This window comes from Micromonospora sp. NPDC049230, assembly GCF_040647875.1.
Taxonomy (GTDB): domain Bacteria; phylum Actinomycetota; class Actinomycetes; order Mycobacteriales; family Micromonosporaceae; genus Micromonospora.
In genome coordinates, this window is record NZ_JBEZCZ010000017.1 from 73,286 (window position 1) to 94,129 (window position 20,844).

General features: G+C 70.3%; 16 protein-coding genes and 1 tRNA gene. 9 read left to right on the forward strand and 8 right to left on the reverse strand.

From position 1 onward, the window contains the following. Window positions 1-39: 39 nt before the first annotated feature. Both AB0A95_RS16760 and AB0A95_RS16765 read right to left on the reverse strand, forming a co-directional pair. Complete coding sequence (locus AB0A95_RS16760; RefSeq protein ID WP_357556620.1) at window positions 40-1,641, reverse strand: ricin-type beta-trefoil lectin domain protein; 1,602 nt, start codon at window positions 1,639-1,641, stop codon at window positions 40-42. Window positions 1,642-1,799: 158 nt separating this feature from the next. After that, on the reverse strand, window positions 1,800-4,022 hold the full coding sequence (locus AB0A95_RS16765; RefSeq protein ID WP_357556621.1) for a glycosyltransferase family 39 protein: 2,223 nt from the start codon (window positions 4,020-4,022) through the stop codon (window positions 1,800-1,802). Window positions 4,023-4,146: 124 nt separating this feature from the next. Between AB0A95_RS16765 and AB0A95_RS16770 the strand changes: the two genes are divergently transcribed. Next, the gene (locus AB0A95_RS16770) at window positions 4,147-4,854 is read left to right on the forward strand and encodes a glycosyltransferase family 2 protein (RefSeq protein WP_357556622.1); all 708 of its coding nucleotides are present in this window, start codon (window positions 4,147-4,149) and stop codon (window positions 4,852-4,854) included. Here AB0A95_RS16770 and AB0A95_RS16775 read toward each other — a convergent pair. Together AB0A95_RS16775 and AB0A95_RS16780 are read right to left on the reverse strand one after the other, a co-directional pair. Next, complete coding sequence (locus AB0A95_RS16775; protein WP_357556623.1) at window positions 4,840-5,733, reverse strand: transketolase; 894 nt, start codon at window positions 5,731-5,733, stop codon at window positions 4,840-4,842. The two genes, AB0A95_RS16770 and AB0A95_RS16775, sit on opposite strands and share 15 nt — an antisense overlap. 5 nt (window positions 5,734-5,738) lie before the next feature. Further along, window positions 5,739-6,434, reverse strand: a complete 696-nt coding sequence (locus tag AB0A95_RS16780) for a transketolase (RefSeq protein ID WP_357556624.1) — start codon at window positions 6,432-6,434, stop codon at window positions 5,739-5,741. A gap of 47 nt (window positions 6,435-6,481) precedes the next feature. On the opposite strand from AB0A95_RS16780, the gene soxR reads away from it, so the two are divergent. Then, the gene (gene soxR, locus AB0A95_RS16785; protein ID WP_357556625.1) at window positions 6,482-6,940 is read left to right on the forward strand and encodes a redox-sensitive transcriptional activator SoxR; all 459 of its coding nucleotides are present in this window, start codon (window positions 6,482-6,484) and stop codon (window positions 6,938-6,940) included. 9 nt (window positions 6,941-6,949) lie between these two features. Here the strand turns inward: soxR and AB0A95_RS16790 are convergent, their stop codons facing one another. After that, a complete protein-coding gene (locus tag AB0A95_RS16790) occupies window positions 6,950-7,924 on the reverse strand; it encodes an NAD(P)H-quinone oxidoreductase (protein ID WP_357556626.1) in 975 nt (324 codons plus the stop codon). A gap of 163 nt (window positions 7,925-8,087) precedes the next feature. On the opposite strand from AB0A95_RS16790, the gene AB0A95_RS16795 reads away from it, so the two are divergent. From AB0A95_RS16795 to AB0A95_RS16805, 3 genes are all read left to right on the forward strand, one after another. After that, window positions 8,088-8,174, forward strand: a tRNA-Ser gene (locus AB0A95_RS16795). A 4-nt stretch (window positions 8,175-8,178) separates the two neighbouring features. Next, window positions 8,179-9,090, forward strand: coding sequence for a TipAS antibiotic-recognition domain-containing protein (locus AB0A95_RS16800; protein ID WP_357556627.1), 912 nt, complete (start codon window positions 8,179-8,181; stop codon window positions 9,088-9,090). Between the two features lie 279 nt (window positions 9,091-9,369). Next, window positions 9,370-10,581, forward strand: coding sequence for a helix-turn-helix transcriptional regulator (locus AB0A95_RS16805; RefSeq protein ID WP_357556628.1), 1,212 nt, complete (start codon window positions 9,370-9,372; stop codon window positions 10,579-10,581). 643 nt (window positions 10,582-11,224) lie between these two features. Here the strand turns inward: AB0A95_RS16805 and AB0A95_RS16810 are convergent. Beyond that, window positions 11,225-12,277, reverse strand: a complete 1,053-nt coding sequence (locus AB0A95_RS16810) for a low temperature requirement protein A (protein WP_357556629.1) — start codon at window positions 12,275-12,277, stop codon at window positions 11,225-11,227. A gap of 435 nt (window positions 12,278-12,712) precedes the next feature. Here AB0A95_RS16810 and AB0A95_RS16815 point away from each other — a divergent pair, with 435 nt between their 5' ends. The 3 genes from AB0A95_RS16815 to AB0A95_RS16825 all read left to right on the forward strand — a co-directional run bounded on the left by AB0A95_RS16815 (window position 12,713) and on the right by AB0A95_RS16825 (window position 17,069). Next, entirely contained in the window at window positions 12,713-14,872 is a 2,160-nt protein-coding gene (locus AB0A95_RS16815; protein WP_357556630.1) for an AfsR/SARP family transcriptional regulator, read from the forward strand. A gap of 152 nt (window positions 14,873-15,024) precedes the next feature. After that, window positions 15,025-16,326 (forward strand): nucleotide disphospho-sugar-binding domain-containing protein, encoded by a 1,302-nt coding sequence (locus AB0A95_RS16820; protein WP_357556631.1) that lies wholly within the window; start codon window positions 15,025-15,027, stop codon window positions 16,324-16,326. A 200-nt stretch (window positions 16,327-16,526) separates the two neighbouring features. Further along, window positions 16,527-17,069, forward strand: coding sequence for a YbhB/YbcL family Raf kinase inhibitor-like protein (locus AB0A95_RS16825; RefSeq protein WP_357556632.1), 543 nt, complete (start codon window positions 16,527-16,529; stop codon window positions 17,067-17,069). A 97-nt stretch (window positions 17,070-17,166) separates the two neighbouring features. Here the strand turns inward: AB0A95_RS16825 and AB0A95_RS16830 are convergent, their stop codons facing one another. Next, window positions 17,167-17,877: a class I SAM-dependent methyltransferase gene (locus AB0A95_RS16830; protein WP_357556633.1), complete on the reverse strand. Its 711-nt coding sequence runs from the start codon at window positions 17,875-17,877 to the stop codon at window positions 17,167-17,169. Between the two features lie 212 nt (window positions 17,878-18,089). Between AB0A95_RS16830 and AB0A95_RS16835 the strand changes: the two genes are divergently transcribed. Continuing rightward, window positions 18,090-19,925: a hypothetical protein gene (locus AB0A95_RS16835; RefSeq protein WP_357556634.1), complete on the forward strand. Its 1,836-nt coding sequence runs from the start codon at window positions 18,090-18,092 to the stop codon at window positions 19,923-19,925. Between the two features lie 12 nt (window positions 19,926-19,937). Here AB0A95_RS16835 and AB0A95_RS16840 read toward each other — a convergent pair whose 3' ends face one another. After that, window positions 19,938-20,714, reverse strand: coding sequence for a hypothetical protein (locus tag AB0A95_RS16840; protein WP_357556674.1), 777 nt, complete (start codon window positions 20,712-20,714; stop codon window positions 19,938-19,940). Window positions 20,715-20,844: the final 130 nt, after the last annotated feature.

Here is a 20,844-nt window from a genome sequence, read left to right on the forward strand (position 1 = left end):
GCGGTAGGGGCCCTGGCCGACGCCAGGGCCCCTCCTCCGTCAGTAGACGCGTGAGCCGATGAAGTCGTCGTGACCGTAGCCGATCGGGTTGGCAGCGGTACGGGCCTCGAACGACCACTGTTGCCGGCTGCTGCTGGAACAGTTGGCCAAGCGCAGGCGGGAGCTGCCCAGCAACGGGTTGTCGAACGCCACGCAGAGGTTGCTCGCCGCCGCCGGCCTGAGCTGGTTGCCGACGAACACGAACTGCTGTGCGCCGGTGCCGTTGCAGTCGTAGATGTTGACAGCGGTGCCGGCGGTCATCGAGCTGTTTGACACGTCCAGGCAGCGGTCGTGGGACAGCTCCGAGTGCAGCGACCGCCGGGTCGAGTCGTACCAGAAGCCCTGGTTGCGCCCACCGTGACAGGCGTGCGGCTGCTGCGCGGTGCCGTTGCGGGAGTCGTACCCCTTGCCGTCGACGCAGGTGCCGGTGGCCAGGTTGCGCAGTTGCCTGAACTCCAGCAGGCCCGGGTAGAGCACGCCGCCGCCGGTGCTGGCCGGATCGACGCAACTGGCCCGGTCCTGACCGGAGTTCCAGAACTGGGTGATGCACTGGGCGAACATGCCGTGCCCCCGGGCGTTCGGGTGGAACGACTGGCGGGCGGCGTTCTCGTTCCAGATCCCGACCTCGATGAACAGGCCGCGGACCGAGGTGTTGTCGGTGCACACCTCGTGCCCGTGGAAGAGTCGGCTGGCGTCCAGGTAGCGGGTGCCGGTCGCGCTGGCGGCGGCGCGCAGCGCCGACTCGAACAGCGGCACCGCCTTGTTCCGGGCGAACGCCGCATCGGCCAGGTAGAGCAGACAACCACCGGAGTACCAGCCGGGGAAGTTCGGGTTGTCCTCCACGTCCGGGCTACCCGGGCTCGGGTACGACATGAGCACGAGTTCGTAGTCCGAGCGGAGATAGCCGGCGTTGGACATTGTCTGCCGGATGTCGGTGAGCGCGTCGGTCACGGCCTGCCGACTGCCGTCGGTGCGGATCGTCCACTGGTCGGTGTAGGTGGGATAGCAGGCGCCCTGGAACAACACCCGGCGGACGGCGCAGTCGGTGGCGACCGGCCCGAACTGCATGGTGCCGTCACCGTTCGCGCCGACCACCACCCAGATCAGCTTGACGTGCGTGTTGCGCGCCTTGATGCCCAGGTAGTCGCCCTGGTTCAGCTCGTTGTGCTGGGTCGGGCCGCCGGCGACGAGGTTCCACGGGGTGGCACCGGAACAGGCGATGTTGTACTGGGTGTCCGACGGGATGTCGGTGCGGAAGACCGCCTGGTCGTACGAGCGGTCGCACCAGTTGCCGTCCTGGTGGGTGCCGGGGACGTAGTTGCCGACCCCCTCGCCGGAGATCTCGCTGTCGCCCATGGTGATCAACGCGGTGCGGCGTTGCTCGATGGGGCGGATCGCCGGGCTGCCGTAGAGGGCGGTGGCCTCGGCGGCGCGGACGGCTTCGAGGTTGGCGGGGAGTGGTTGGACGGCCGGTCGGTCGGCGGCGCTGGCGGGGGCGGCAGGTCCGGCGAGCATCGGTAGCACCAGAGCGGCGACGGCGACGAGCACGGTGCTGGCCCGTCGTCGGGTCGCGCGTTCGGGCCTGGCGGGGATTGCAGGCATCGACGCACTCCTTTCGGCTCAGTCACGGGACGTCGACTGAGTTACCAGACGGTAACGTCCGGATCAACCGATGTGAATGCGTCTCGGATCCTTGCGCGCGGGCTGCCGAACCGCCCGGATCGGACGATCCGGGCGGCAGCGAGCCCGTGGAGTGCGGATCAGCGGCCGGGTGGCAGCGCGTAGCCCACGTAGTCGCGGAACTCCAACCGCCAGCCGGCCGGGACGAGCTTGGCGCAGGCCGCCTTGGCGCCGGTGCAGACGATCGCGTCCACCGAGGTGGGGTCGGCCGGCGGTCGTTCCGGCAGGACCGACTGCAACGACACCAGCTCCGGCGAGCGGCCGTCCGGCTGGCGCAGCAGCAGCCACCACGGGTACTCCCAGTTGTCGTTCTGCTCCACCAGCCCGATCCGCCGCGCGCCGCTGTCCCGGACCGCCCCGGCGGCCCAGCGGAACTCGTCGGCCCACTGCGGGCGGCGCAGGAACCGGGTGTCCCAGTCCGAGGTGGTGAAGACCGAGCCGGAGCCGACGAGTCGGCGCGGGAACCCGTACGACAGTGCGAGCATCCCGGCCAGCGCCGAGGTGACCAACACGACGGCCACAGTCACTGTGGCCACCGACCGTCGCCGCCCACCCCGGCCGGCCGCGTTCGTCGCGTTCCGGGCGGCGCTGGCCCCGCGCCGCAGGAGCGCGTCCAGCCACAGTCCGGCGAGTGGCAGGGCCAGCACCAGGGCGTAGAGCAGGAGGCGGTTGCCCCACGGCTGCCATTTGATCATCGAGGTGTGCAGCAGGACCGTCGCCAGCACCACCACCGCGTACGCCCGCAGCGGCCCGACCTGCCCGCCGTCGATCCGGCGCGGCCGGGCCAGCGCGAGCACCGCGCCGACCAACGCCAGCGCCCCGGCGATCGGGAACGCCACCCGATCCTCGTCCGGATACCAGGCGGGTTCCGGGAAGCGCTCCCGGCCGAACGTGATCGCCCGGTCCTGGGGGTCGACCCCGATCGCGTCCGCGCCGCCGATGATCGCCTTTCCGCCGAGGTCACGCAGCGGCGCCAGCGGCGTGTCGAACGCGGTGTGCCCGATCCGCAGCGCGTTGACCAGGATCGACGGCGGATCGTGCCGTTCCATCGGGATCGACTCCCGCAGCCGGGGCGGGCCGAGCGGATGCCCGAACTCGGCAGTGACCCGGGCCAGGAACGGGCCGACCACCACGGCCGCGACCAGCAGGATCAGCACCGAACCACAGATGACGCGCGCCGTCCCGGCGACCGGGCGGTGCGCCGGGGCCGGGCGCGCGGTCGACCCACCGGCCGCCGCCGCCCGGCCGGCCAGGGCCAGCCGGAGCTGCGCCAGCCCCCAGAGCACGAGCAGCGGACCCACCGCGATCAGGCCACTGGTCTTCGTCACCGCGGTCAGACCGGTGGCCGCCCCCAGCCCGAGCAGGGTGCCCCAGCCGGTCCGCCGACGCAGGCCGTCCAGTACCAGTGTCGCCGTGCAGGCCACCCAGGCCGCGCAGACCAGGTCGGTCTGTGTGCTTGTCGCCTGGAGCACCACCATCGGCGTGGTGGCCAGCACGAACGCGGTCAACAACTGGGCCCGCCGGCCACCGCCGAGCTGCGCGGTGATCCGTGTGGCCACCAGCAGGCAGAGCACCCCGGCGGCCCACTGCACCAGGTTGTGCAGGTGGTCCCCGCCGGTCAGCAGGCGCAGGTGCAGCAGCAGGTACTCGGCTCCGGGCGGGATTGTCACCTGCCGGTGGATGGCGGTGGGCCAGAAGTCCAGGTCACCCTGGGCCACCCAGTGCTCCACCTTCGGCAGGTGGTACGTCTGCGAGTCGAAGTTGTTCGGCTCGGCCAGCAGCGCGACGAGCAACTCCACAAGGACCAGCCCGCCGACAGTGCCGGCGAGCAGGCGCTCGCCCCGCCCCGCCGTACGCCACCTGTCGAGCGCCCTGGCGAGCAGGCTGCCGCGGGCCCGGCCGGCCGGCCGGTCCCCGCGCCCGGCCGGGCCCTCGTCGGTGCCCGACGCGGACAGCGCCGGGCCGACGCCGACGGCCACCGCCGCGCCGACCGGCACCGGTCGGGGTGCCGCGGCGGGCTGCCGCGCGGCGGTGGCGTCCCGACGCCAGCGCACCCGTGCCGCCGCCGCGCACGCGAGCAGGAAGAACAGCCAGGCGGCGACGAACGCCGGACGGGTCAGCGCGTGCGACGCGCCGAGCACCTCGACGACGAGCACCGCGTACGCCCCGCCGAGCAGGGCGGCGCGCACCACGGCGAGCCGCAGCGGTGCCACCCCGGCGGCCCCGCGCGGCCTCGTCACGACGGTGAGCAGGAGCACCGCGGCGGCTGGCACCACCGCGAGCAGGGAGCCGGCAGCCGACATGGCGGGAAGTAAACACCATCGGTCTGGGACTGCCACGTCGACTGCCCGGCGGTGGCGGCCAACGTCGCGCTGACCAGCCGGGCTAGGCTAGGCCCGACGTGTCGTCGCCACCGTGGAGATTCCCGTGAAGCTCTCGATCCTGATGCCGGTCTTCAACGAGGAAGAACGCATCGCGGATGCCCTCAAGCAGGCATTGGCGGTGGACTACCCGTGCGAGATCGAGCTTGTCGTCGTCGACGACGGGAGCCGGGACGGCACCGGCGAGATCCTCGGTCGCGCCGACGACGCACGCCTGCGGGTCATCACCCACCAGCGCAACGCCGGTAAGGGCGCCGCCATCAAGACGGCCGTCGACAGCGCCGAGGGCGACTACATGGTCATCCTCGACGCCGACCTGGAGTACGACCCGCAGGACATCCCCAAGCTGCTCGACCCGGTGCTCGACGGACGCGCCACTGTCGTCTACGGCAACCGCACCTTCGGCAGCCACAGCGCCTACAGCTTCTGGTACGTGATGGGCAACAAGGGCGTCACGATGGCGGCCAACGTGCTGTTCAACTCGTACATCGGTGACCTGGAGACCTGCTTCAAGTTGATGCCTGTGGCGCTCTACCGGTCGCTGGAGGTGCGCTCGCGCGGCTTCGGCATGGAGGCCGAGGTGACCGGCAAGCTGCTGCGCCGCCGGATCCGGCCGTACGAGGTGCCGATCAGCTACCGGGCACGTGGCCGCGAAGAGGGCAAGAAGATCACCTGGAAGGACGGCGTCGAGGCGATCTGGATCCTCGGCCGCGAGCGCGCACGCCGCCGTCCCGCCGCCTCAGCCCCGCGCTGACTCCAGGAACGCGCCTATCGACTGCCGCAGACCGGCGGCGTCCAGGCCGTGCCACCGGGTGTGGTCGGCCGGGCCTCCGTAGCGTCGCAGGTCGGTCCGACCCACCCCGAGCGCGAGCAGCCGGTGCGGCACGTCCGCCATCGCCCGGCCGACGAGAGCGCTCGACGTGCCAGCCAGGTACGGCTCGACAAGCACCACCTCGGCCCCGGCGAGCGCCCGTAGCCCGAGGGTGTCGAGGGGCCGGGGCGTGTGGGTGTACGCGACAGTCACGTCCATCGCCTCGGTCGCCGCCAACGTGGCATCGAGCATCGGCCCGACGGCCACCACCAGCGGCGCGTCCGCCCCGCCCCGCCGGAGCACCAGCAGCCGGTCCGCATCCGGGTACGCCTCGGCGTTGCGCTGTTCACTGAGCCGCAGGTAGATCGGGTCGTCACCGGTCGCGGCGTGCCGCAGCAGCGGGGCGACCTCGTCCGGGTGGCCGGGCACCCGCACCGTCCAGCCGTCGCCGAGCGAGTCGAAGAGCGCCACATCCGCCGGCGACTGGTGGGTCCGGCCCTCCGCCGACCCGTCGTACGACGCGCCGATGCTGACCAGGACAGCGCCCACGCCCTGGTGGTCCAGATCCAGCTTGATCTGCTCGTACGCCCGATCCACCAGGAACGTCGCGTACGAGTGCACGATCGGGCGGAGCCCGGTCAGGGCGAGCCCGCCGGCCACACCGATCATCAGTTGTTCCCGGATGCCGACGTTGAGCACCCGGTCCGGGTGCCGGTGACCGGCCGGGGCGAACTGGCTGGCCGAGATGTCGGCCACCACGAGTGCGGTACGCGGGTCCTCGTCGAGAAGGGTGGTGGTGGTGTCGATGAAGGCGTTACGCATGACTGTCATCCCCTGCTCTCGACCCGGGCGACCACCAGGTGCGGCAGTCGTGGCCGGTGCCCGGTCAGCGCCGCGTACAGGGCGGTGTGGTTCCGGCCGTCGACGGTGTCGGCGGTCCAGCCGTTGACGGTGAACCGGCTGGCGATGCCGCCGGCCCAGCCGTGCGTGGCGGACGAGTTGTCGACAACGATCGCGGTGAGGCTGTCCAGGCCGGTCGCCCCCGCGTACGCGATGGCCTCGTGGTTGGCGCCCTCGTCGAGTTCGGCGTCGCCGAGCAGCACGTACACCCGGGGGGTGCGCAGCCCCTGGGCTCGCAGGCCGAGGGCGGTGCCGACGGCCAGCCCGAGCCCGTGACCGAGTGAGCCGGAGCCGATCTCCACGCCGGGCACCAGCACCCGGTCCGGGTGGTGGCCGAGCCGGCTGTCCGGCCCGGCCAGGTCGTCGAGCCAGGCGTCCGGGATGAAGCCGTGCGCGGCGAGCACCGCGTAGTAGGCCGCCGGTCCGTGCCCCTTGGAGAGCAGGAACCTGTCCCGCTCCGGGTCGTCGGCGGTGTCGGGGGTGACCCGCAGCACCCGGTCGTAGAGCACCTGGAGCACGTCGACGGTGGAGTGCGCGCTGGGCGCGTGCTTCTCGTCGCCGGTCAGTCGTCCGATCAGCCCGGGGAGCCGGGCGCCGGTGTCGGTGGTCAGTGTGGTGGTCATGCCACTACTGTGTGACTTGAAGTGCACTTCAACTCAAGGACCTGGTGATGCAGGATCTATTGACGATCGGCGAGTTGTCCGCCCGCTCCGGCGTGGCGCCGTCGGCGCTGCGCTACTACGAACGACTCGGGCTGATCCGCGCCGACCGTACCGGCGGCAACCAGCGCAGGTACGCCCGCGCCGAGTTGCGCCGGGTCGCCTTCATCCGGATCTCCCAACAGGTCGGCGTCTCGCTCGACGAGATCCGGGCGGCGTTGGAGTCGCTCCCCGAGGCCCGCACGCCCAGTCCGCAGGACTGGGCGCGGCTCTCCGCGAGCTGGCGCGGCCGGTTGGACGAGAAGATCCGGCTGCTCACCAACCTCCGCGACGACCTGGACGGCTGCATCGGCTGCGGCTGCCTGTCCCTGCAACGCTGCACACTCAACAACCCGGGTGACGCGCTGGCCGGCGAGGGGCCGGGCGCCCGCCTGATGCTGCCCGGACCCACTGACGACACGCTCGTCTGACGCCCGCCCTCACCCGCGCGTGAGCAGCACCTTGCCGAAGTGGTCGTTGGACTCGACGAGCCGGTGGGCCGTCGCCGCCTCGCTCATCGGCACCCGCCGGTCCACGAACGGTCGGACCGTGCCGGCCTCGATCAACGGCCACACCTCGTCCCGGACACCCTGGACGATCTCCGCCTTCTCCGCGAGCGGTCGGGAGCGCAGCGACGTCGCGGCGACGCTCGCCCGCTTGGTCAGCAGCGCGCCGAGATCCAACTCGGCCTTGCGCCCACCCTGCATCCCGATCACCACCAGCCGGCCGCCGGTGGCCAGCGCGGAGACGTTCCGGCCCAGGTAGGACGCGCCCATGATGTCCAGGACGACATCGGCGCCCCGACCGTCGGTGACCCGCCGGACCTCCTCGACGAAGTCCTGCTCCCGGTAGTCGATGGTGTGTGCCGCGCCCAGCTCCCGCAGCCGGGCGTGCTTGGCCTCCCGCGCGGTGGTCAGGACCGTCGCGCCGAGAGCCGCCCCGAACTGGACCGCGAACGTGCCGATCCCGCTGCCCCCGCCGTGCACCAGCAGCGTGTCACCCGCGCCGAGCCGACCCACCTGGATCAGGTTCGACCAGACCGTGCAGGCCACCTCCGGCAGCGCCCCGGCATCGACCGGGTCGCAGGCCGGCACCGGCAACAACTGCCCGGCGGGCACCGCGACCCGCTCGGCGTACCCCCCGCCGGCCAGCAGCGCGCACACCTGCTGCCCGACCGCCCACCCGGCGACCTCCGACCCCACCTCGGTGACCACCCCGGAGCATTCCAGCCCGGGGTACGCGGACGCGCCCGGCGGCGGCGGGTAGTGCCCCTGCCGTTGCAGCAGGTCAGCGCGGTTGACCCCGCTGGCCCGCACATCCACGACCACCTCGTCGGGGCCCGGCTCCGGGTCGGGCACCTCGGCCCAGACCAGCGCGTCGGGTCCACCGGGCTGCGGAATGGTGATGGCTCGCATGAGCCCAGTCTTCCCGATCTCGACGGATGCCGCAGGCGCACCCGTTCAGCCCACAGTGGACGGCCGAGATGCCCTGGTCACCGCGTTCGGGGAGGGACGCCGGGCCGACCGGAGGGAGTCGTGGCAGACTGTGCGTGGCCGTACGCCCGCGGGTGACGGCCCAGGAGGGTTCGCCTAGTGGCCGATGGCGCTGGTCTTGAAAACCGGTAAGGCAGCGATGTCTTCGTGGGTTCGAATCCCACACCCTCCGCCTCTTGGACAGCAAAAACGCCCTTGACCAGCGCAAACGCTGGTCAAGGGCGTTTCTGTGTGCGGTGTCGCTGGTGCCGCTTTGCGGATGTTCGGCATGGTTGACTTTGACGTTACGTCAACCTCTAACCTTCGTTTCACACCGACGAGTTGAAGGGGTGGTCGAGGTGGATTGGTCGATCCACGACATCGCACGCATGGCCGGAACGACCAGTCGCACCCTGCGCCACTACGGCGACGTCGGTCTGCTTCGGCCGAGCCGGTTCGGCCGCAACGGGTACCGGTACTACGACCAGGAGAAGCTGCTCCGGTTGCAGAGGATTCTGCTGTTGCGGGAGCTCGGCCTCGGGCTGCCCACAATCGCCGAGGTGCTCGACGGGAGCCAGCACACAGTCGAAGCGCTGCGCACCCACCTGAAGCTGCTCGAGCAGGAGCGCGAGCGGATCGGGAGGCAGATCGAGTCGGTGAGGACGACCCTGCGCAAGACGGAAGGAGGTGAACCACTCATGCCTGAGGAGATGTTCGACGGTTTTGACCACACGCAATACGAGCAGGAGGTCACCGAACGGTGGGGCCGCGAGGCATACGCGAAGGGTGACCGGTGGTGGCGCTCACTCAGCCCGGCTGAGAAGATCGCGTTCCAGCAGCGCCAGGTCGAGATCGGGCGGGACTTCGGCGCGGCGCACCACGCCGGGGCGGCGGCCGACAGTGACCAGGTACAGGCGATCACCCAGCGGCTGTACGACTGGCTGTCGGGGACGTCGACGACCCCGACCAGGGAGTATTTCATTGGGCTCGGCGAGCTGTACGTGTCCGACCCGCGCTACGCGGCGGCGTTCGACAACGCCGAGAACACCGCCGGCACCGCGACGCTGATCCGCGACGCGATGCACGTTTACGCCGAGCGCAACCTGTAAGCAGGTGAGCGGGGCTGCAGACCCGCTCGCCCGTTGCGTCGCTCCTAGCCGACAGTGGCCGCCCGGGACGTCGCGGCGTCGGACCGGATCGATGCCAGCAAAGGAACTTGGTCCACTCGACTTCCCGGAAATCGGGGCGTCCTGTGCTCAGAGATACCCGACAGCACTGAATGGGAGTCGACCATTTAGGTCGAGGGCTGCGGCGAGTAGGCATCGACGGGTGCCTCATCGCGGCGTACGGTCGGGGTACGCGATGTACCCGAAACGGTGAGGTGCCTCATGGCGGATCAGCAACCCACCCCCGGCCAGCGCGTCGAGCGGCTTCGTCGAGCCGCCGGCCTGTCTCGCGAGCAGCTTGCCGGCCTTGCCGGGCTGTCGCCGACCACGATCAAGTTCGTGGAGAACGGGCGTCGGAGCCTGACCTTGCGGGCCGCCCAGCAGATCGCCCCGCACCTCGGCGTACGTGACCTTGGTGATTTGTTCGGGCCGCAGGTGACCCTGTCTCTGGATGGCCGACCCAGCCACCCCGCGATCGGCGATGTCCGTCGGGCGTTGACCGCCTGGCACATCTCCGTCTCTGGCGAGCCGGAGTCCCCCGACTATCTGCGCGGCGCTGTCGACTCCGCGTGGCAGACCTGGCACACCTCTCGGCATCAGCGCACAGAGGTGAGCGTCGTCCTACCCGGGCTGCTCGGAGCCACTCAGCGGGCGGCGCGGCTGCACACCGGCGACGATCGGCGTGACAGTCTCGCTCTGCTCGCGCAGGCGCATCACCTCGCGCAGTCCTATCTTGCCTGGCACGGTGACCGCGAACTGTGTTGGCTCACCGTCGACCGCGGTATGGCTGCGGCCCTCGATGCTGACGACCCCCTAGCTATTGCCCAGTCCACCTGGTACGCGGCGCACCTGTTGCGCGCCGTTGGCCGGGGGGACGAGGCGTTGGAGCGTTTGCGGGAGGCTCGCGGCCTGATCGAGCCCCGAGTTGCCGATGGTGGCAGCGAGTGGGCCGAGATGCTGGCCGACCTGCATCTCTGTACGGCGTTGACGCGGGCTCGTGCCGGTGACCAGGGGGCCTGGTCCGACTGGGATGCCGCCCGTCGGGTGGTCGAGCAGGCCCTGCCGACCGGTTTCGTTGGCCTTCGCACCCGGGTGTCGCGGCCGTTGGTCGACGTGTACGCCGTGATGTGCGCTGTCGACCTGGGCGATCCTGACAAGGCGCAACGGCGGGCGCACTCGCTCGACCCGGCGTCGATTCCGTCGACTGAACGGCGCGGCCGGCACTATGTGGAGTTGGCTCGCTCTGCCGACTTGGAAGGGGCACGGGAGGCGACGCTTCACCTGTTGAGCCTCGCGGAGTCCACCTCTCCCGAGACGGTCCGTTACTCACCGGCGGCACAGGAGTTGGCGGGCCGGCTGGCCAGGGAGGCACCGGCGGCCATCCGCGCCGAGGCGATTCAGTTGGAGAGCAGGATCGCGGTGCCGGAGTTGTAGGGGTACCTCCTGTCGCCGGGTACACCGCGTACCCTTCACGCCCTTTTTCGCTGCATATCGTGTTCTCGCGATTGCAGTGGGTGTGCGGCATTGCCTCCGGGTTGGGGCGATGCCCGCACGCTTCTGAGACGGGAGGGCACCGCAATGATGTGGCCGTTCAACCTGCTCCGTCGGCAGGCTGGGCGACTGGCGGCTTCTGTACCGCTCGGTGCTACCGGCCCGGCGATTCAACGCGCGGAGCAGGAAGCTGCCCGGGAACGCTTGTTGGCTCAGGCTCGGCGTCACCCCGCCGGCAAACGCGACGGCGGGGCTGGCCGATGATGGGCGAGGTCCCCACCACCGTCAGAGCGGCCACGAATGCCCGATCGGTACAGGGGCAACGGGCTGCCGCCGTCCTGGCGAGCCGCCTCGCCGACCAGCACATTCCGCGCCGGCCCGAGTGGACCTGCCGTACCTGCGAGCAGGACACCCCGTGGCCCTGCGCGCCGGCCGGAGCACGGCTGTCCGAGGCGTACGGCGGTGATCGGGTCGGTCTGTCGATGTACCTGGGCAGTTTGCACGTGGTGGCGGTGACGAAATGCCCGCCATCCCGGCGGCGGAACTGTTCGAGCGCTTTGTTCGGTGGGCGCGTTGAGGGGCCCGGTCAGTGTGCCCCGCCGCTCGTCGCGGATCGCCTGGCCCACGCCTCGTAGCTGAGGAGGGCGACGAGGAACGCGGTGAGCAGGCCGAGCGCGGCCAGGCCGGGCAGGTAGCGGCCGACCGGCAGTAACAGCAGGGCCAGACCGGGTGCGACAAACTGCTCCGCCCGCACGCGCTGGCCGGTGAGACTCAGGAACACCGTTCTGCCCGCGAGGTACAGGGCGGTCCCGCCGAACAGCGCGATGGCCGAGATCCAGTTCAGGCTGGCGTGGGATTTCTCGTGCGCCAGGGCGGCGAGCACCTCCTCGACTCCCAACGCCACGTAGATGGTCCCGGCGAGCAGCGGGAGATGGGCGACGCTGTAGGCGTTGCCAGCCACCAGGCCGCGCCGCAGGCCAGACGCCTTCGTCAGTGCTTGCCCGGCGTTCGCCGCGCTCGCGGAGTAGAGCCAGTACAGGCAGATCGTTATGGCGAGGGTGAGCAGCGCCGCCACCAGGGTCGGCGTGTGGATCATCCGAGTTCCGATGCCGGCGCCGACCGAGATCAGGGACTCACCGAGCGCAATGATCACCACGAGGCCGTGCCGTTCCACGAAGTGGCCGGGGCTGCGTACCGGCCACCCGTTCACCAACAGGGCGAGCACCCCGCCGCTCATGTCGATGATGAGCGCCAGCGCCCACAGCAGGAGCTGCGCGGTGCCGCCGAACACGGCCCCGAGGACGAGGGGGATCCAGGACAGCGCGGTGGTGAGGGCGTAGAGATGGATGGTCCGGAGCAGTCGGGGGTCGTCCGCCGCCACCCAGTGGAAGAGGGCGGAGTCGATCACCCGCACCACGACGTACGCCAGCACCAGGATGAGACGTGGCTTCGCCGAATGTGAGCCGCTCTGCCAGGCCTCGGGGATGACCAGCGCGATGAGGAAGACGGCTGCCATCGCCACGGTGACGCCGGCACGGACCGGCCCGACGTCCGTCCGGACGTAGTTGCCCAACCAGGCGTAGACGAGCCAGGAGTTCCACAGCAGCACGAGGACGAGGAGTCCCTGCGTCAGGGTCACCCCATCGGGTCATCTTGACTGTTCGCCTCGAAGCGGTTCGGCGCCTCGCGTCCCGGTCACTCCCGCGGGTCGGTGGCCCCTCGCTCCGCGGATCGTCTCCTCGGCCAGTCGCTCCACCGCGCGTCGGCGTTCCTGGGCGAGCGACTGCTCGTCCGGCTTGCGGAGCGCGGTGACGACGGCGACCAGGAAGTCACGCCAGGTGCTTGCCAAGAACTCCCCCGTGGAGCGCCGCGGTGATGATCGCAACTTCGCAGGTTGCTGCTGATCGAGTAGGAAACTCCCCGGCCTGAGCTGGAACTGCTCGTACTGCGACCTGGAGAAATTCAGACAGGGGCTTCATGCGTGCCTGGCACTACCGCAATTCTCTCTCCACCCCGGCGACGGATACGTTAGGGGGAAGCTCCGTGCGGCCCGCCATCGAGAAAAGGTAGTCCTTTGAGTGGAACGCTGAACTTCGGCGTGCTGGGCCCGGTCGCGGCCTGGCGTGACGGGGACGAGCTGGATCTGGGCTCTCCGCAGCAACGCGCGACGCTCGCGACACTGCTGTTGCGGGAGGGCGCACAGGCATCGGTGGGCGAGATCGCGACCGCTGTCTGGGGAGAAACTCCGCCTCGGGCGGCAGCGGGGATCGTTCGAACGTACGTCTCTCAACTCCGCCAGGCTCTCGGCGGCGGCAGCGCTTCCGCGATTGAGTCCGTGGCGGGTGGCTATGCCCTGCCGGTCGGACCGGAGACTCTCGACCTGGCCCTGTTCCGTCAGCTGGTGGCGCGTGCGGAACAGGCCCGACGCGCCGCCGACCCGGCCCTGGCCGCCGTACACCTGCGCGACGCGCTCGCCCTGTTCCGGGGCACGCCACTGGCTGGCGTCCGGGGGCACTACGCGGAGGCACAGCGGGGCCGGTTGAACTTCCTCCGGGCAGCCGCGGTGGAGGACCGGCTCGCGGTCGAGCTTGAGCTGGGTCGGCATGCGGGAGTGGTGGCCGAGCTCTGGGCACTGGTCGCCGAGTACCCCCTCCGGGAGCGGCTGCGTGAGCTGCAGATGCTCGCGCTTCACCGGGCCGGGCGGCCGGCCGAGGCGTTCGCCGTTTACCAGGACGCCAGGCGTGTGCTGGCTGCTGAGCTCGCCGTGGAGCCGGGTCCGGCTCTGCAGGAGCTGCATGCTCGGCTGCTGCAATCCGATCCGACACTGCTTGGCCCGACCTCATCCGCCGGCCCGGCCGGGAACGGCCCGTTGCCGCTGGGCGTCGGGCCGCGGCGCCCGGCCGCCGACCGCCCGGTGCCGGCGCAGCTACCGGCCGATCTCGCCAACTTCGTCGGCCGGTCGGAGACCGTACGGGAGTTGACCGGTCTGCTGACCCGGGCCGACGAGGTGTCGGTGGTGGGCATCGTCGGCCTTGGTGGGGTGGGCAAGACGGCCCTGGCGGTACACCTGGCCCATGCCGTACGGGATCGGTTCCCAGATGGTCAGGTCTATGCCGACCTGGGCGGGATGACCGAGCAGCCGGCAGACCTGGGCATGGTCCTCGCGGGCTTCCTGCGGGCGTTCGGCATCACCGACCAGGCCCTCCCCGCCGACCTCGGGGAACGGGCGGCACTGTGGCGCACGCTCCTGGCCGAACGCCGCGTCCTGATCGTGCTCGACGACGCGCGCGACGGTGCGCAACTTCAGCACCTGTTGCCCGCCGCTGCCGGTAGCGCCGTGATCATGACCAGTTGGCGGCGGTTGCTGGACCTTCCCGGTGTGCACTGGCGGAAGCTGAGTGTGCTCCGGCGGGACGAGTCGTTGGCGATGTTGGAGAAGTACGCCGGCACCGAGCGGGTGCGTGCGGAGCCGGACGTGGTCCAGCGGTTGGCGGTGGCGTTCGACGATCATCCGATGGGCCTTTGGCTCGCCGGTACCCGGCTGGCTGCCAGACCGGACTGGAGCATGGCGGCCATCGAGGGCCGAATGATCGACGAGTTCAGCGATCCGGTCATCTCGCAGGAGGACTGCCTGCAACTGGTGGCCCGCTTCGAGCGGATCTATCGCCGGCTGGCGGCTCCGCACGCCGCTGTGTACCGGCTGCTGGCGGCACCGGACTGGTCGGAGTTCTCGCTCGCGACCGCCGCGGTCGCCCTGGGCCTGCCGGAGCGGGAGACCGATCGGCTCCTGCTCCCGCTGGCGGACGCGCACCTGCTGGAGGCGCTGCCGGCTGATCGGTACCGGTTCCTCGGCCTGATCAAGTTGTTCGGCTGGCGCCGGGGGTTGGTCGAGGACGATCCGGCGCTGGCGAAGGCGGCGATCCGCAGGCTGGCCCGGTACTACCTCGCCGTGGCCCGCAACGCGCTTCGGGCAATCGAGCCGTCCCCGGACGCCGTCCCGCAGTCCCCGTTCTTTCCCGCGCTGGCGGAGGGGCCGTCGTTCGCCGACGCCGCGTCAGCCGGCGCCTGGCTCCGGGTTGAACATGCCCAGGTCCAGGCCGTCGCAGCCCAGGCTGCCCGCTATCCGGACCTCGACTCGGAGCTGGCGGGATTCTGGCCGGTCAGGCGTCGCCTCGAGACGATGAAGGCCGGCCTTGGCGGGCGCGATCAACTACTGATGGGCCTGGCCAGCTAGTCCTGTTTCAGAAGAACTGGCGGGCCCGGACCCGGCGTGAACCGTTTCTGGACGGGAACTGGAGCACCGGGTGTTTCGGTGGACCCGGCACGACGCGTCGCCGTCGTGTCCCGGAGGTACCGGAACCAGGCAGTTGAGAGCCAGGAGAGCTGATGGCGAACATCATTATCGCGGCCGTGCCGATCTACGGGCACGTCGCACCCATGCGGGCCATTGCGGTGGACCTGATTCGGCGGGGGCACAAGGTCACCTTCATCACCGGAACGCTGTTCCGCGACGCGGTCGACGAGCCCGGCATGGATTTCATCCCGTTGACCGGTCTGGCCGACTACGACATCACCAAGATCGATGAGCTCTGGCCCGCTCGGGCCTCGATCCCGCCCGGCCCGCAGCGTTTCGACTTCGATCTCCAGGTGTTCGTCGACGGTATGCCCTACCAGCACGAGGCCCTCCAGGACGCGTTGGCCAAGGCAGGCGACGAGCCGACCGTGGTCCTCTACGACACGATGTTCTTCGGCGCCGCACCGATCCTGCTCGGTGCCCCCGGTATCCGTCCCGCCGGAGTGGTCGGCGTAGGCGTGGTGCCACTCATGATCACCAGCGTCGACACCGCCCCATTCGGCATGGGGGCACCGCCGGACAGCTCCGAGGAAGGTCGGGCACGTAACAGCGAGACGAACGCGATGGTGGCGGCGCAGGTTTTCAAAGACTCGCAGTCCCACCTGGTCGACACTCTGCGCGGGCTGGGAGCCACCGAGCAGCCGCCGTTCATCCTGGACAGCGCCGTCTCGTTGCCCGACCGCTTCCTCCAGTTGGCCGTCCCGAGCCTGGAGTACCCCCGCAGCGACGCACCGGCCGGCCTGCGCTACGTCGGCGGACTGACCGACACCGGATCCAGGTCGAGCAGGCCACTACCGACCTGGTGGGACGACGTGCTGGCAGCGGACAAGGTGGTCGTGGTCTCGCAGGGCACGGTGGGTAACGTGGACTTCACCCAACTCGTCGAGCCGACCCTGCGGGCACTCGCCGACCTCGACGTCCTGGTCATTGCGACGCTCGGCCGCGAGGCCACCCTGACCGACGTGCCGGCCAACGCGCGGGTCGCCGAGTTCATCCCGTTCGACCAGTTGCTGCCCCACGTTGACGTCCTGGTCAGCAACGGCGGCTACGGAGGGGTGCAGCAGGCGCTCAGCTACGGCGTGCCGATGGTTCTCGCGGGGCTGAGCGAGGACAAGGCGGAGGTGACCGCCCGTACGGCATGGACGGGTGCCGCGATCAACCTGGCCACCGAGCGTCCGGAAGAGGGACGGATCCGCGAGGCCGTCGAGAAGATCCTCAGCACGCCGAGCTTCCGGCAGCACACCCGCCGGTTGCAGGACGAGTACGCCGCTTACGACCCCTTCACTGCGATCGACGCGACGATCGCCGAGCTGGTCGGCGACAGCCGCTCGTAACCGGGTCCAGGTAGTCCCGCTTGGTCGTGCCCGCGGCGGTCAAGCGGGACTGCTGGCATCCTGCGCCGTGTGGTCGAGGCGGTCCGGCGCGGGGGCAGGCCGGTCACTCCAGCCCGACCGGGCGTGCTTAGGGTCGTTGGAGAGGCCGCGGCGGGGTATGAAGGGGCTGATAGCTCCGCACACCGGAAGGACCTGTCCCGATGACCCTGGAACGACCGATCGCCCCGGACCCGTACGAGCTGTTGCCGACGCTGCCCTCGTTCACGCTGACGAGTGACGACGTGCGGAACGGTGAGCCGATGGACGCCCGGCACGCGCATGGCAGCACCGGGGGTGACAACGTCTCGCCGCAGCTGGCCTGGTCGGATTTCCCCGCCGAGACGAAGAGTTTCGCGGTGACCTGCTACGACCCCGACGCGCCGACCGGCAGCGGTTTCTGGCACTGGGTGCTCGTGAACGTGCCGGTCGAGGTCACGCAGTTGCCCAGCGGCGCCGGTGGCGCGGCCGGCACCGACCTCGGCGAGGCGTTCGCGGTCCGCAACGACTACGGCGACCAGGGGTACGGCGGGGCGGCCCCACCCCCCGGCGACCGCCCGCACCGGTACGTCTTCGCGGTGCACGCGGTAGACGTCGACCGTCTGGACCTGACCCCGGACGCGAGCCCCGCCTACGTAGGCTTCAACCTGACGTTCCACACCCTGGCCCGAGCGGTGATCCGCCCGACGTACCAGATCAAGGACTAACCCGTACCCCGCGATCTTGTACTTTCTGCCCCGACATTCTTGGCGCAAAGGGATATTGGGGGCGACAGCAAGTGCAAGATCGCGGGGGCGGCGGGGGTCAGGAGGGGACTCGGGCTACGGCGAAGACGGACTGGCCGAACGGGGGGCGTACCAGTTGCTCGGCGGCCTTGGTGACGGGTAGGACGAGGGTGTCGTACACCTTGACCATCGGGCCCTCCTTCGGCATCAGCCGGAAGACCTTGGTGGCCATGAAGTAGCCGATCAGGCCCAGCGCGTTGGCGTAGTGGATCTTCTCGACGGCCAGCCCGGCCTCGGTCATCGCCGCGTGGAGGGTCTTCTTCGTGTAGCGGCGGACGTGCCCGGTGGCGACGTCGGCGGGGCTCATCGCGAACTGGAACGCCGGCACGATGATGATCACGGCACCACCGGGTCGGACCAGGTCGCGCATGCTGCTCAGCGCGCCCACGTGGTCCTCGATGTGCTCCAGGACGTTGTACGAGACCGCGGCACTGTAGTGGCCCCGGTCGCTGTGCGGCAGCAGCATCTGCCGGACGTCGATGTTCGGTCGGTCGGCGAGGCGCTCCTTGAGCTGCACCAGCCGGTCCGGGTCGGCCTCCGTGGCGGTGAACCGGGGCAGCAGCTCGGACCACTCCAGCGCGTAGTCACCGAGGCCGCTGCCGATCTCGATCGGGTCGTCGCCGAGGTACGGCACGGCCAGCTCGATGAACCAGCGCCGGTGGTTGACAGCCGTCGCGAGGCCTTCCAACACCTCGGACTGAACGCGCTGATCCCCAGTGATTTCTGCCATGCGTCGATTCCTCACGATATGAACTCGACCCGTGCCTGGACCGACAGAGTGAATCATCCGCTGGGACGGCAGAAGAATCGGGGCATCGGGGGTGGCCGAATTGTGGTCGGGGGTGGGCTCGTGATCGGCGGTCGGCGAACCCGGCACATAGTACGGCAGTACCCCGAAACATGTCACGGCAGCGCCATGCCCTGACTACCCTGTGAATTGTCATGACTACTCCTGAGCCGGCCCCGCCCAGCGGCAGCGACGGGCCGGCCGCCGCCTCGTCGGCGCGCGGGAGCCCTGGTCGCGCTCGGCCCTTCCGTGGGGGTCGGCGGACCGACCTGTTCGCCGTGCTGAGCTTCGTGCTTCTGGGCCTGTGGGTGACCGCTCGGCTCTGGTTGGATCCGGGCAGCGGTGTGCGGGACAACAGGTCCGATCAGTCACAGTTCGAATGGATGATGGCGCACGGTGCGCGAGTCGTGACGCACTTTGCGTATCCGTTTCATTCCAATCAGATGAACGTCCCGGACGGCGTGAATCTGATGGCCAATACGTCCGTATTATCCATTTCGCTGCCACTGACGCCGGTCACCCTGCTCCTGGGGCCACGCGTGGCATTCCTGGTCTTTCTCACCCTCGGCATGATTGCCACAGCCACCGCCTGGTATTTCCTGCTGTCCCGGGTGCTGATCGGCAGCCGCGGGCCGGCGTGGCTGGGCGCCGGCTTCTGCGCGTTCGCGCCGGCCATGGTGTCGCACGCCAACGGGCATCCGAACATCGTGTCGCAGTTCGTCGTCCCGTTGATCATCTGGCGCACCCTGCGACTCGGCGACCCGGGCCGCTGGCTTCGCAACGGGATCCTGCTCGCGCTCGTGATCGTCTGGCAGGCCTTCCTCAACCTGGAGATCCTGCTGATGACCGCGATCGGGCTCGGCGTGGTCGTCGGCGTGCTCGCCATCGGTCGGGCGGATCTGCGCTCCCGCGCCCGGTCCTTCCTCGCCGGTCTCGCCGTCGCCGCCGGGGTCGCCGCGCTGCTGCTGGCGTACCCCCTCTACGTGCAGTTCTTCGGACCTGACGCGTACTCCGGGTTGTCCCGGCTGATCCGCGGCTACTCCAGCGACCTGGCGTCGTTCGTCGCGTACTCCCGGGAGGCCCTCGCCGGCAGCCCGCGCACCGCCGCGGGCCTGGCCAAGAACCCGACCGAGGAGAACAGCTTCTTCGGCTGGGCGCTCGTGGTGCTGGTGGTCGGCCTGGTCTGGTGGTTGCGGCGCTCGGTCGTGGTGCTCGCGCTCGCCGGGCTCGGGCTGCTCTTCGCGGTGCTCTCGCTGGGTCGGGAGGTCCGCTTCGACAACCGGGGTACGGGTGTGCCGGGCCCCTGGGCGGCACTGGAGAACCTGCCGATCCTGCACTCGGTGGTGCCGACGCGGTGGGCGTTGGCGATCACCCCGATCATCGGGCTGCTCCTCGCCTACGGCGCTGAACGCGCCCGCGAACTGGCCGACTCGCACCCGGCGGCCCGGGGGCAGGTCCGCTTCGTCACCGCCACGGTGCTCACGATGGCCCTGTTGCCGATCGTCCCCACTCCACTGCCGGTGACCCATCTCGACCCGGTCCCCACCTTTGTGACAAGTGGCGCCTGGCGGCCGTACGTGGCAGGTGGGCGCAGTGTGGTGACCCTGCCGCTGCCGGACACCACCTACGCGGAGCCACTGCGGTGGTCCGCGCGGACCCGGCTGGACATGCCGCTGGCCCGGGGCTACTTCCTCGGCCCGGACACCCGTCCGAACGCCGAGGCCCCGCGCGTCGCGCTGTTCGGTGCCCCACCCCGCCCCACCAGCAGCTTCTTCGCCACCATCAGGCGTACCGGGGCGGTGCCGCCGATCACCCCGCAGGGACGGGTCCGCGCTGTCGACGACCTGCGCTTCTGGCGGGCCGGTGTGGTGATCCTCGGGCCGCACGAGCACGAGACCGCGCTGCGTCGGGGGATGACCGAGCTGACCGGGATCCAGCCGAGCTTCACCGGCGGTGTGTGGGTGTGGGACGTCCGGTCGTTCACCGACTGAGCCGACGAGCGGCTAGCGGACGCAGCAGCCCTGGCAGACCTTCGGGCGGGGCAGGGTGAAGGCGAGGCAGCAGGTGCGCCGCTGCACTGTCGGCTCACCTGTCGGCCCCGGCACCAGCTCGATCAGATCGGCCAGGTCGAGCGCGCCGAGCAGGGTGTCGATGCTCTGCACCGTTGAGCCGGGCAGGCCGTCCGCGGCCCGCAGGATGCCGTGCGCGATGCCGGAGGCGACCGAGCCGAGCAGCGTCCGGGTGCCCACCCGGACCTCCGACTGGATCGCCGTGATGAGCGGTACGAGGTGGGCGTCGAGCAGGGAGGCACGCAGTGCGCCCAGCAGCTCCGCCTCGTCGGCCACGACCCGCACCTCCGGCAGGCCGGCGAGCGCCAACGGGTCGTTCGGCAACACCGCGACAGCGGTGCCGCGACGCAGGCCCATGGTGAGCAACTGCCGGTGGTCCTCGAAGTGGATCAGCATGTCGGCCGGATAGAGCAGCGGCACCCGCCGGGCGGAGGCCCAGCCGAGCACGACCGGCAGCGCGGCCCAGTAGCTGTACGACTTCCAGGCCAGCGCGGCGCACGCGTGCGGGGTGCCACCCCAGCGGACGGCGGCGCCGCGCAGCAGCTCCGGCAGCCGACTGCCGTCGAGCAGGGTGGTGGCGGGCGCCCAGCCGAACTCGTCATCGACGACCAGGCCCCGGGCCAGCCCGGGAACATCGTCGGTGCCGAACATGGCCCGCAGCGCCGCGGTGACGGAGGCGAGTGGCGTGGCGATGGCGTCCCGCCTCGGCATCACCGCTGTCACCTGAGTCATCCCCCGTCTGCGTGACCGAGGAGTGCGCCCCGGCGGACGAACCAGTGCCGTCCTGAGCTAAGGCTAGCCTAACCATCCCCTCGGCCGTAAGGGAAGCCTCACCTTGGAC